Origin of the sequence: Cellulomonas hominis (assembly GCF_901521055.1) — a bacterium.
Classification (GTDB): Bacteria; Actinomycetota; Actinomycetes; order Actinomycetales; family Cellulomonadaceae; genus Cellulomonas; species Cellulomonas endometrii.
Window position 1 is genome coordinate 1 of sequence record NZ_CABEGA010000056.1, and the last position, 12,171, is coordinate 12,171.

At 75.5% G+C, this 12,171-nt stretch carries 8 protein-coding genes; 7 read left to right on the top strand and 1 reads right to left on the bottom strand.

Annotated features, from left to right (window positions below; translation table 11 throughout):
- The first annotated feature begins 329 nt into the window (after positions 1 to 329).
- From rpmI to thpR, 4 genes are all read left to right on the top strand, one after another.
- Positions 330 to 524: a 50S ribosomal protein L35 gene (gene rpmI / locus KJP73_RS14555; protein WP_213283610.1), complete on the top strand. Its 195-nt coding sequence runs from the start codon at positions 330 to 332 to the stop codon at positions 522 to 524.
- 61 nt (positions 525 to 585) lie between these two features.
- On the top strand, positions 586 to 972 hold the full coding sequence (gene rplT / locus KJP73_RS14560; RefSeq protein ID WP_213283593.1) for a 50S ribosomal protein L20: 387 nt from the start codon (positions 586 to 588) through the stop codon (positions 970 to 972).
- 410 nt (positions 973 to 1,382) lie between these two features.
- Positions 1,383 to 2,309 carry a TrmH family RNA methyltransferase gene (locus KJP73_RS14565; protein ID WP_249669410.1) on the top strand — a complete coding sequence of 309 codons (927 nt, stop codon included), beginning with the start codon at positions 1,383 to 1,385 and terminating at the stop codon, positions 2,307 to 2,309.
- Positions 2,310 to 2,364: 55 nt separating this feature from the next.
- Positions 2,365 to 2,994, top strand: a complete 630-nt coding sequence (gene thpR, locus KJP73_RS14570; RefSeq protein ID WP_213283594.1) for an RNA 2',3'-cyclic phosphodiesterase — start codon at positions 2,365 to 2,367, stop codon at positions 2,992 to 2,994.
- 16 nt (positions 2,995 to 3,010) lie between these two features.
- Here thpR and KJP73_RS14575 read toward each other — a convergent pair whose 3' ends face one another.
- Positions 3,011 to 3,769 (bottom strand): DinB family protein, encoded by a 759-nt coding sequence (locus KJP73_RS14575; protein WP_213283595.1) that lies wholly within the window; start codon positions 3,767 to 3,769, stop codon positions 3,011 to 3,013.
- A 302-nt stretch (positions 3,770 to 4,071) separates the two neighbouring features.
- On the opposite strand from KJP73_RS14575, the gene pheS reads away from it, so the two are divergent.
- The 3 genes from pheS (at position 4,072) to KJP73_RS14590 (ending at position 12,145) form a co-directional block, all read left to right on the top strand.
- Positions 4,072 to 5,136, top strand: coding sequence for a phenylalanine--tRNA ligase subunit alpha (gene pheS, locus KJP73_RS14580; RefSeq protein ID WP_213283596.1), 1,065 nt, complete (start codon positions 4,072 to 4,074; stop codon positions 5,134 to 5,136).
- Positions 5,136 to 7,718, top strand: coding sequence for a phenylalanine--tRNA ligase subunit beta (gene pheT, locus KJP73_RS14585; protein WP_213283597.1), 2,583 nt, complete (start codon positions 5,136 to 5,138; stop codon positions 7,716 to 7,718). Before pheS ends, pheT begins: the two co-directional genes overlap by 1 nt.
- Positions 7,719 to 7,915: 197 nt before the next feature.
- Positions 7,916 to 12,145 carry an ExeM/NucH family extracellular endonuclease gene (locus tag KJP73_RS14590; RefSeq protein ID WP_213283598.1) on the top strand — a complete coding sequence of 1,410 codons (4,230 nt, stop codon included), beginning with the start codon at positions 7,916 to 7,918 and terminating at the stop codon, positions 12,143 to 12,145.
- The last annotated feature ends 26 nt before the right edge of the window (positions 12,146 to 12,171 follow it).

Genomic DNA, 12,171 nt, shown 5'->3' on the forward strand with positions numbered 1-12,171 from the left:
TGGAGGCGCTGCCCCACGCCGACGCGGACGCCGTCCTCCGGCACGCCCGCACCGCCCTGCCGACGGTCTCCGTCCAGGCGGTGTACGACGTGCTGCACGCCCTGACCGACGCCCGGATCCTGCGCCGGGACGACGGCGACGCCCACCCCGCGGCCCGCGCCGCGGCCGGCACCCAGCCCGCGCCCCTCGGCGCGACCGGCCCCCCGGGGCCAGTCGTCCGGCGGGTCGCAGAACGCCTGACCAGCACCACCATCGCCCGGACCCCGCCGGGACCGGACGGACGAGTCGCGCCCCTCGGCGCGATGCGACGACAAGGAGACACGGCAGCCATGCCGAAGAACAAGACGCACTCCGGTGCGAAGAAGCGCTTCCGGATCACCGGAACCGGCAAGATCATGCGCGAGCAGGCCAACGCCCGCCACCTGCTGGAGCACAAGTCCAGCCGTCGCACGCGCCGCCTCGCGGCCGACCAGGTCATGTCGCCCGCCGACGCCCCCAAGATCAAGAAGCTGCTCGGCAAGTGACCCGTCGGCGCGCGAGCGCCGCGGCCCCACGCCGACCTGATAACGAAGCAAGGAGCATCACGTGGCACGCGTGAAGCGGGCGGTCAACGCCCAGAAGAAGCGCCGGGCAACCCTCGAGCGCGCCAGCGGCTACCGCGGGCAGCGCTCGCGCCTGTACCGCAAGGCCAAGGAGCAGGTCACCCACTCCCTCGTGTACGCCTACCGCGACCGCAAGGCGCGCAAGGGCGACTTCCGCAAGCTGTGGATCCAGCGGATCAACGCGGCGGCGCGCGAGCAGGGCATGACCTACAACCGCCTCATCCAGGGCCTCAAGCTCGCGGGTGTGGAGGTCGACCGTCGCGTGCTGGCCGACATGGCCGTCAACGACGCGCCGGCGTTCAACGCGCTGGTCCAGGTCGCCAAGAACGCGCTGCCGGCCGACGTCAACGCGCCGCGCGCCGCGGCCTGACGCACCGCAGCACCCGCGCAGCGCCGGTCCGCCGGCGCCCCGCACCCTCGAGACCCCCGCGAGCCCCCGGGCACGCGGGGGTCTCGCGCGTCCGGAGCCCCGGGCGCGGGGCTGCCGCCACCGGCCGGGGAGCGCGGCCGGGCCCGGGACTGCGCCTCCGGGCGGGGACTGCGCCCGGTAGCCGGGACTGCGCCCGGTAGCGGGGACTGCGCCCGGTAGCGGGGACTGCGCCCGGTAGCCGGGACTGCGCCCGCTGCACGGGGCGCGGTCGCCGCGGAGGGGCGCAGTCCTTGTGCGGGGCCGGCTGCGGGGCGACCGCCGGCGCGGCGTGCGGGGTCGGCCTGCCGGACGGGTGCCGGGACGGGCGGCGCCGGCGCCGGCCGGCCGGAGGCGTGCGGGAGGATGGTCCCGTGTCCAGCACCTCGCACCCCGGCCCCGGGGCCGCACGCCCGCCGCTCGCCCCCCTGCTCGCCAACCCGCACGCCGACCGCGTCAAGGCCGTCCGTGCCCTCGCGGCCCGTGCGGGGCGCCGGCGCGCCGGCCGGTACCTGGTCGAGGGGCCGCAGGCGGTGCGGGAGGTCGTGCGCTGGGCGCCGCACCTCGTCGTCGACGTGTACCTGACGCAGGAGGCCGCCGACCGGTACGCGGAGATCGTCGAGGACGCGGCGGCGGCCCGGCTGCACCTGCATGTCGGCACGGAGGAGGTGCTGACCGCGATGTCGCCCGACGCGCAGGGGGTCCTCGTGGTCGCGGACGCGGCACCGGGGGAGCGCCGCCCGGACGACACCGGCCTGGTCGGCCCGCTGGACGCCGGCGCCCTCGACGCCGTGCTCGCCACCCGGCCGTCGCTCGTCGCCGTCCTGGCGCGCGTGAGGGACCCCGGGAACGCCGGGACGGTGATCCGCGTCGCGGACGCGGCCGGTGCGGACGCGGTGGTCATCGCCGGGGAGAGCGTCGAGGCGACGAACCCGAAGGTCGTCCGGTCCACGGCCGGCTCGCTGTTCCACCTGCCGGTGGTGTCCGGGGTCCCGGTCACGGACGCGGTGGCCGCCCTGCGCGCCGCCGGGCTGGCCGTGCTCGCGGCGGACGGCTCTGGCGACCTGGACCTGGACGACCTGCAGGACGCCGCCGCCCGGGACGCCGGGACGGGTGCCGCCGCCGATCTGCGCGCCCCGACCGCCTGGCTGTTCGGCAACGAGGCGTGGGGCCTCCCGTCCGAGGACCGCGACCGCGCCGACGCCGTCGTCCGGGTGCCGCTGCGGGGGCGGGCGGAGTCGCTGAACCTCGGCACGGCGGCGGCCGTCTGCCTGTACGCGTCGTCGCGCGCGCACCGCTGACGGCCGGGAGCGCGAGCCCCGCGCCCGGTCGCCCCGGGTCGGGCATGCTGGTGCGGTGCGCGTCTTCGCGGGCCTGTGGCCCACACCGGAGGTCCGGCAGCACCTCGCCGGGGCGCTGACGACGGCGATCGGCGTCGACCCGGAGGCGGCACCGGGCCGCTCGGGCCCGGACGGGGTCCGGTGGACGGCGGCGGAGAACTGGCACGTCACGCTCGCGTTCTTCGGTGACGTCGGCGAGGGCCGGGTGGACCTGCTCGCCGAGGAGCTCGCCGACGTGGCGGCCGGCGGGCACCCGTTCGACCTGGCCCTGACGGGCGCCGGGGTGTTCGCGCACCGGACCCTCTGGGCGGGCGTCGGCGGGGAGGTGGAGGCCGTCCACGCGCTGGTGGACGGCTGCCGGGACGCCGGGGAGATCATCGGTGCCCGGCAGGACGACCGCGTGCGGTCCCGCCCGCACCTCACGCTCGGCCGGGTCGCGCAGCCGCGCGGGGGGCGCCGGCGCCGGGACCTCGCGGTGCCGGACCCGGGCGACCTGCTGGTGCACGCGCTGGCGGTGTACCGGGGGCCGCGGTGGCCGGTCACGGAGCTGGTGCTCGCCGAGTCGCGCCCGGGCGAGGGGCGTGCAGGCGGGCCCCTGTACCGGACGCTCGCGGCGTGGCCGCTCGGGGCCGACGGGGCGGACTGACCCGGCGCCCCGCCGCTCAGCCGGCCGCGGGCCGCCCGGCGATCACGTCGAGGTCGCGGACCGCATAGCGGTGGTGCTCCCACTCCTCCTCGAGGACCACGTGCAGGCACGAGAGCACGGTCTCCGGCTTCCCCGGGGCCCAGGGGTTCGCGCGCGTCCCGGTGAGCAGCTCGGGTGTCACGCCGGCGAGCAGGTCCCGCACCATCGCGACCCGGCCGGCGCGCACCTCGAGCACCTCGGCGTAGGTCGGGGCCCGCGTGGTGAACACCGACGTGTCGTAGCCGTCCGTGGCGTACTCGGCGTTCGGCACGCCGTACGGGTGGTAGGGCTGCTCCACCCCGAGGACGGCGCCCCGCAGCCAGGTGTCGGTCGCCATGATCAGGTGCCGCAGGGTCTCGGCGAACGACCACTCGCCCGCCACGGAGACGTCGACCGTGCCGGCCGGCATCGCGGCGACGCGCTCGAGCGTGGCCTCCCAGGTGCGCTCGACGGCCGCCCACGCGGCGCGCAGGCCGTCCGGGTCGTCGGCGCGCCGGGCGGAGCGGCCCGGGAACCGCCGGTCCAGCTCCGCCTGGACGAACGGCACCACGTCCACCCCGTTGACGAGCAGGGAGCCGCCGTCGAGCAGCCACGGGGCGTCCAGGTCGGCGCCGTCCAGCTCGACGCCGCGCATGACCACGCCCGACAGGTCTGCCCGCACGAACCGGGCGCCGCGCAGGTCGGCGTCGACGAACTGCGCCGGACCGTCGTCCGGACCCGTGGGTGCGGCGGCCATGGTCTCTCCTCGTCGTCCGCCGGGAAAGGGGTGGCCCGCGCCCCGGGCCCCTGTGGCAGCATGGCACGCGTGACTGACACGCCCTCGCGGTCGAGCCGCCGATTTCCCGGGCCCGTTCCCGGGTCCGTCGTCGGCTCCCTCTGACGCGCAGCACAGGTCCCGTCCGGCTCCGCCGCGGACGGTTCCCGGGCCCCGGAGCGGGCGCCACTAGACTCGCCCGTTGGCCGGTGCGTTCGCGCGGGGTGCACCCCCGCTGCGACCGTCGCGCCGCCGCTCCCGCTGTGCCAGCAGAGAAGGTCTGGATGTCCACGCCCGACACACCCCTGTCCCCGCTCGACGCCGACGCCGTCGAGCACGCCGTGTCCGACGCGCTGGCGGCGCTCGCCGCCGCGCGCGACCTCGACGAGCTGAAGGCCGCCCGCCTCGCGCACACCGGCGAGCGGAGCCCCCTGGCCCTCGCGAACCGTGCCATCGGCGGCCTGGCCCCGGCCGACAAGGCCGTCGCCGGGAAGACCGTCGGCCAGGCGCGCGGCCGGGTCAACGCCGCGATCGCCGCCCGGGAGGCCGAGCTCGCCGCCGAGCGCGACGCCCGCGTGCTCGCGGAGGAGTCGGTCGACGTCACGCTGCCGTCCGACCGCCGGGCCCGCGGCGCCCGCCACCCCCTGGAGCTGCTGCAGCAGCGCGTCGCCGACGTGTTCGTCGCCATGGGCTGGGAGATCGCCGAGGGCCCCGAGGTCGAGGCGGAGTGGTTCAACTTCGACGCCCTGAACTTCGGCCCCGACCACCCCGCCCGGCAGATGCAGGACACGTTCTACGTCGCCGCGCCGGACGGCGAGCCGGACCCGCACCTGGTGCTGCGCACGCACACCTCGCCGGTGCAGGCGCGCAGCCTGCTCGAGCGGGAGCTGCCGCTGTACGTCGCGTGCCCGGGCCGGGTGTTCCGCACCGACGAGCTCGACGCGACGCACACCCCCGTGTTCCACCAGGTCGAGGGCATCGCGGTCGACAAGGGCCTGACGATGGCGCACCTCAAGGGCACGCTGGACCACTTCGCGAAGGCGATGTTCGGCCCGGACGCGCGCACGCGGCTGCGGCCGTCGTTCTTCCCGTTCACGGAGCCCAGCGCCGAGATGGACCTGTGGTTCCCGCAGAAGAAGGGCGGCCCCGGCTGGATCGAGTGGGGCGGCTGCGGGATGGTCAACCCCAACGTCCTGCGCGCGGCGGGCGTCGACCCCGAGGTGTACTCCGGCTTCGCGTTCGGGATGGGCATCGAGCGCACGCTCATGCTGCGTCACGAGATCGCGGACATGCACGACATGGTGGAGGGCGACGTGCGCTTCTCCACCCAGTTCCGGGCGGTGATCTGATGCCTCGCATCCCCCTGACGTGGCTCGCCGAGCACGTCGAGCTCCCTGACGACATCACGGCCGAGCAGCTCGCCGCCGACCTGGTCCGCGTGGGTCTGGAGGAGGAGGCCGTGCACCCGGCCGCCGTCTCGGGCCCGCTCGTGGTCGGGCGCGTCGTCGAGCGGGTGCCGGAGCCGCAGAAGAACGGCAAGACGATCAACTGGTGCCAGGTCGACGTGGGAGACCACAACGGCACGGCGGAGGACGGCTCCCGCACCCCGCGGGGCATCGTGTGCGGCGCGCACAACTTCGACGTGGGCGACCACGTCGTCGTGGCGCTGCCCGGCACGGTGCTGCCCGGGCCGTTCGCGATCGCGTCCCGCAAGACCTACGGCCACGTCTCGGACGGCATGATCTGCTCGTCCCGCGAGCTCGGCCTGGGCGAGGACCACGACGGCATCATCGTGCTGTCGGAGCTCGGCATCGAGGCCGCCCCGGGGACCGACGCCCGCGCCCTGCTGGGGCTCGGCGAGGAGGTCCTGGAGATCAACGTGACCCCGGACCGCGGCTACTGCTTCGCGATGCGGGGCGTCGCCCGTGAGTACTCGCACGCGACCGGTGCGGTGTTCACCGACCGCGGGCTGGTCGGCGCGGCCGGTGCGGACGGCGTCGCGACGACGGGCGGCTTCGCGGTGGAGCTGCGCGACGAGGCGCCCGTGCACGGCGTCCCGGGCGCGGACCGGTTCGTCGCGCAGGTCGTGCGGGGCGTCGACGCGAGCGCGCCGTCGCCGTCGTGGATGCAGCAGCGCCTGACGCAGGCCGGCATGCGCCCGATCTCGCTGGCCGTGGACGTGACGAACTACGTGATGCTCGATCTCGGGCAGCCGCTGCACGCCTACGACCTGGCCACCCTGGCGGAGCCCATCGTGGTCCGCCGGGCGCGCGCGGGGGAGCGGCTGACGACGCTCGACGGGGTCGACCGGGCGCTGGACGCCGAGGACCTGCTCATCACCGACGGGCCGGACGCCGGGCGCGTGCTCGGGCTGGCGGGGGTGATGGGCGGTGCCGACACCGAGGTGTCCGCGTCGACCACCGACCTGCTGATCGAGGCCGCGCACTTCGACCCGGTGACGATCGCGCGCACCGCCCGCCGGCACAAGCTGCCGAGCGAGGCGAGCAAGCGGTTCGAGCGCGGTGTCGACCCGCAGCTGCCGCGCGCGGCGGTGGCCCGGGTCGTCGAGCTGCTCGCCGAGCACGGCGGCGGCACGCCCGACCCGGTGCTCACGGACGTCGACCGCACGACCCCGCCGCCGGTGCTGACCCTGCCCGTGGCCCTGCCCGGCCGGCTGATCGGCCTGGACCTGGACGTCGCGGCGGTCACCGGGTACCTGCGGGCGATCGGCTGCACGGTCGGCGAGGTCGTCGGTGCCGGGGCGGACGCCGTGGTGCCGGTGACGGTGCCGACGTGGCGTCCCGACCTGACCGAGCCGGTGGACCTGGTCGAGGAGGTCGCGCGCCTGCACGGGTACGACGTCATCCCGTCGGTCGTGCCGCGCTCGCCGGTCGGGCTCGGGCTGACGACCGCGCAGCGCCGCCGCCGCCGCGTCGCCGACGTGCTGGCGGACACGGGCTGGGTCGAGACGCTGTCCTACCCGTTCGTCGGGACCGCGCAGCTCGACGCGCTGTCGCTGCCCCAGGACGACGAGCGCCGGTCGATGCTGCGGCTCGCGAACCCGATGTCGGAGGAGCAGCCGTACCTGCGCTCGTCGCTGCTCGTGACGCTGCTCGACACGGCGCGGCGGAACGTCGCGCGCGGGACCACGGACCTCGCCGTGTTCGAGGTCGGCGCGGTCACCCTGCCGCGTGCGGGCACGGCGCCGGCCCCGGTCCCGCCGGTGGCCGCGCGTCCCTCGGACGACGTGCTCGACGCGATCCGCGCGGCCGTTCCCGCCCAGCCCCGGCACGTCGCCGGCGTGCTGACCGGCCTGCGGGAGCCCGCCGGCTGGTGGGGCGCCGGGCGTGCGGCCGACCACGCCGACGCGATCGACGCGGTCCGGCTGCTCGGCGAGACCCTGGGCGTCGAGCTGGTGGTCGAGGCCGACACCGACCGGGCGCCCTGGCACCCCGGCCGCTGCGCGCGCTTCCGCACGGTCGACGGGGCGCTGGTGGGCCACGCCGGCGAGCTGCACCCGAAGGTCGTGACGGCCCTCGGCCTGCCCGCCCGGGCGTGCGCGTTCGAGGTCGACCTCGACGTGCTGCTCACCGCCGCGCCGCGCGGCGAGGTCGTCGCCCACGAGGTGTCGACCTTCCCGGTGGCCAAGGAGGACGTGGCGCTCGTCGTGCCGGACTCCGTGCCGGTGGCGGACGTGCTGGCGGCGGTGCGCGACGGCGCGGCGGCGAGCTCCGCGGGCGACGTGCTCGAGAGCGCGCGGCTGTTCGACGTGTACGCCGGCGAGCAGGTGGGCGCCGGGCACCGGTCGCTCGCGTTCGCCCTCCGGCTGCGCGCGGCGGACCGCACGCTGACGGCGGACGAGACCGCAGCGGTGCGCGAGGCGGTCGTCGCGGAGGCGGAGCGGCGGTTCGGCGCGACCCTGCGCGCGTAGGACCGGCGCCACGACGGCCCCGGACGCCGACCCCGCGAGGTCGGCGTGCGGGGCCGTCGTCGTCCTGCCCGTGCCGCCCGTCCGGACCACCCCCGGCGCCCCGGCGTTCACCCGATCGCAACCTTCGTGTCCCTCCCTCGTGCTTGTCTATCCGGACATACCGCCCATACGTTGTCACCGGCTGTGTGACGACTGTGATGCGGCCTGCTGACGAGGGCATCGCCCCGGGGGATCGGAGAACATCGGTGAGCGCTGTACGCACACGCACGAGGTGGGTGGCGAGCCTCGCCGCCGTGGGGGCGTTGGTCGGGGTACCCCTCGCCGCGACCCCCGCGGTCGCGGCCGAGGACACGCACACGATCGCGCAGGTCCAGGGGACGGGCGACGCGTCCCCGCTGGCCGGGCAGACCGTCACGACGACGGGAGTGGTCACCGCGGTCTACGCCACGGGCGGCTACCGCGGGTACGTCATCCAGACGCCGGGCACCGGCGGCGGCACCGACCCGGCGGCGCGGACGGCGTCGGACGCGGTGTTCGTCTTCTCCCAGGCGACGGCCGGCGCCGTGGCGATCGGCGACCTGGTGCAGGTGACCGGCGCGGTCTCGGAGTACCAGGGCCTGACCGAGATCACCGTCGCCAGCACCGCCGGCCTGGTGCACCTGGACGGCGACGCGGCCGTCGAGCCGGTCACCGGCACGTGGCCCGCGGACGCCGCAGCCCGCGAGGCGCTGGAGTCGATGCTCTACCTGCCGTCCGGCGACCTGACGGTGAGCAACACCTACAGCACGAACCAGTACGGCGAGGTCGGCCTGGCCGCCGGGGCGACGCCGCTCCTGCAGCCCACCGAGGTCGCGCGCCCCGGCACCCCGGAGTACGACCAGGTCGTCGCGGAGAACGCCGCGCGCGCCGTGGTGCTCGACGACGGCGCCAGCACCAACTTCCTGTCGGCCGCGAACACCGGCCTGACCCCGCCGTACGTGTCGCTGGAGGACCCGGTGCGCGTGGGCGCGGCGGCGACCTTCACCGCCCCGGTGGTGGTGGACTACCGCAACAACCTCTGGAAGCTGAACCCGACGCTGCCGGTGGACGCCGCGAACCCGGCGTCCGTCCCGGTGGCCTTCGAGGACGACCGCACCGCGGCGCCGGAGGACCTGGGCGGCGACGTGACGGTCGCGTCGTTCAACGTGCTCAACTACTTCACGACGCTCGGCGCGGACACGGCGTCCTGCGTCGCGTACCCGGACCGCACGGGCGACCCGGTCACCGTGCGCGAGGGCTGCGACCAGCGCGGCGCGTGGGACCCCGAGGACCTGCAGCGCCAGCAGGACAAGATCGTCGCCGCGATCAACGCCCTGGACGCGGACGTGGTCGGCCTGATGGAGATCGAGAACTCCGCCCGGGTCGACGGCGTGCCCGACGAGGCCCTCGCCACCCTGGTCGAGGCGCTGAACGCCGCCGCGGGCGCGGGGACGTGGGCGTACGTGCCCTCGTCGGCCGAGCTGCCTGCGGCGGACCAGCAGGACACCATCACCAACGCGCTGATCTACCGCCCGGCGGCCGTCGAGACCGTGGGCGAGGCCCGCGCGCTCGGCACGCAGTCCGGTGACGACCAGGCGTTCGGCAACGCGCGCGAGCCGATCGGTCAGGCGTTCGCCCCGGTCGGCGGCGGCGAGGAGCTGTTCGTGGTGGTGAACCACCTGAAGTCGAAGGGCTCGGCCGGCCCGTGGGCGGGCGACGCCGACACCGGCGACGGCCAGGGCGCGTCCAACGAGTCCCGCGTCCGGCAGGCGCAGGCGCTGCGCGACTGGGTGCCCACGGTGCAAGGTGACGCCGAGGCGGTCGCGCTGCTCGGCGACTTCAACTCCTACACCCAGGAGGACCCGCTGCAGGTGCTGTACGAGGCGGGCTACACCGACGCCACGACGGCGCTCGACGCGGGGGAGTACTCGTACTCGTTCTCCGGCCTGTCGGGCTCGCTGGACCACGTGCTGCTGAACGAGGCGGCCCTGGACCGGGCGACGGGCGCGGACGTGTGGAACATCAACGCGGGCGAGTCCGTCGCGCTGGAGTACAGCCGCTACAACGCGCACGGCACGCTGTTCTACGCGCCGGACCCGTACCGGTCCTCCGACCACGACCCGGTGCTCGTCGGGCTCGACGCGGGCGACGCCGCCCCGGACGGCCCGGTGGACCTCACGCTGCTGAACATCAACGACTTCCACGGCCGGATCGACGCCAACACGGTGGCGTTCGCGGGCACGGTCGAGCAGCAGCGGGCCCAGGCGGAGGCGGCGGGCGGCAGCGCCCTGTTCCTGTCCGCCGGCGACAACATCGGGGCGTCGCTGTTCGCCTCCGCCGTCGCCGACGACCAGCCGACGATCGACGTGCTGAACGCCCTCGACCTGGGGGCGTCCGCGGTCGGCAACCACGAGTTCGACCGCGGGTTCGCCGACCTGGTCGACCGCGTGATCGCGGGCGGCACCAACGCCGAGTTCCCGTACCTGGGCGCCAACGTGTACGCGAAGGGCACCCAGGACCCGGCGCTCGACGAGTACGCGCTGATCGACGTGGACGGGGTGCAGGTCGGCGTCATCGGCGCCGTCACGCAGGAGACGCCGTCGCTGGTCAGCCCCGGCGGCATCGCGGACCTCGACTTCGGGGACCCGGTGGACGCCGTCAACCGCGTCGCAGCGCAGCTCTCCGACGGCGACGAGGCGAACGGCGAGGCCGACGTCGTCGTCGCGGAGTACCACGAGGGCGCGGGGGCCGGCACGCCGGACGGCGCGACCCTGGAGGAGGAGATCGCTGCGGGCGGCGCCTTCTCGGAGATCGCGACGCTCACCTCGGCCGACGTGGACGTGGTGTTCACCGGCCACACCCACAAGCAGTACGCCTGGTACGGCCCCGCCGCACCGGACACCGAGGGCGAGTGGACCCGGCCGATCGTGCAGACCGGCTCGTACGGCGAGAACATCGGCAAGGTCACGCTGACCTACGACCCGGCCACCGACGCCGTGTCCGCGCTCGCGGGCTCGAACGTCGCCCGGCTCGCGCCGGCGGCCGGACAGACCCCGGCCGACTTCCAGGCCGCGCTCGTGGCGCAGTACCCGCGGGTCGCGGAGGTCAAGGCCATCGTGGACGCGGCGATCGCCGCTGCGGCCGTCGTCGGCAACCAGCCGAAGGGCTCGGTGACCGCCGACATCACCACGGCCTACTCCGGCGGCGGCTACACCGGTCCCGGTGGCACGTACGTCGGTCCCACCCGGGACGACCGCTCGAAGGAGTCCGCGCTCGGCAACCTGGTGGCCGACGCGCTGCTGGAGACCCTGGCGTCCGACGAGCGGGGCGGCGCGCAGATCGGCGTCGTCAACCCCGGCGGCCTGCGGGCGGAGCTGCTGTACGCGCCCGACGGCACGATCACCTACGCCGAGGCCAACGCGGTCCTGCCGTTCGTGAACAACCTCTGGACGACGACGCTCACCGGCGACCAGGTCGTCACGATGCTCGAGCAGCAGTGGCAGACCAACGCGGACGGCACCATCCCGTCGCGGCCGTACCTGCAGCTCGGCCTCTCGGACAACGTGTCCTACACGTACGACGAGACGCAGCCGCTGGGCAGCCGCATCACCTCGGTGACGGTCGACGGCGCGCCGATCGACCCGGCCGCGGAGTACCGGATCGGCACGTTCTCGTTCCTGGCCCAGGGCGGCGACAACTTCCGGGTCTTCGCCGAGGGCTCCGACACCGCCGACTCCGGGCTGATCGACCGGGACGCGTGGATCGCGTACCTCGAGGCGAACCCGGGCCTGTCGCCCGAGTTCGACGAGCGGGCGGTCGGCGTCCCGGCCCTGCCCGAGGAGGTCACCGCGGGCGAGGAGCTCACGTTCCCCGTGACGGGGCTGGACCTCACCAGCCTCGGCGCCCCGCAGAACACCACGCTCGACGTGCAGCTGGACGGCACGTCGATCGGCTCCGCGGCGGTCACGGCCGGCGCGGCGCAGGTGGCCGTGACCGTCCCGGCGGGCACGACGGCCGGGGCGCACACCCTGACCCTCGTCGCCGCGCCGAGCGGCACGACGGTGACGCTGCCGCTCACCGTGGCGGAGCCGGAGGGCCCGGTGCTCACGCCGTCCACGACGACGCTGTCGGCCAGCCGGTCGACGCAGCCGTACGGGACGTGGCTGCCGACGCTCCTGGTCGCGCGCGTCCAGGTCGACGGCACGTGGTTCCCGTCCGGGACGGTCGAGTTCCGCGAGGGTGACCGCGTGATCGGCCGGTCGCCGGTGCTGCTGGGCCTCGCGCTCGGCACGGTCCCGCGCACCGCTCCGGTCGGGGAGCACCAGTACACGGCGACGTTCGTGCCCTCGAAGCCGGACGTGGTCGCGAGCAGCACGAGCGCCCCGGTGACGGTGACCGTCCGGCGCTGACCCGCTGGAGGCCGGTACGACGAGGC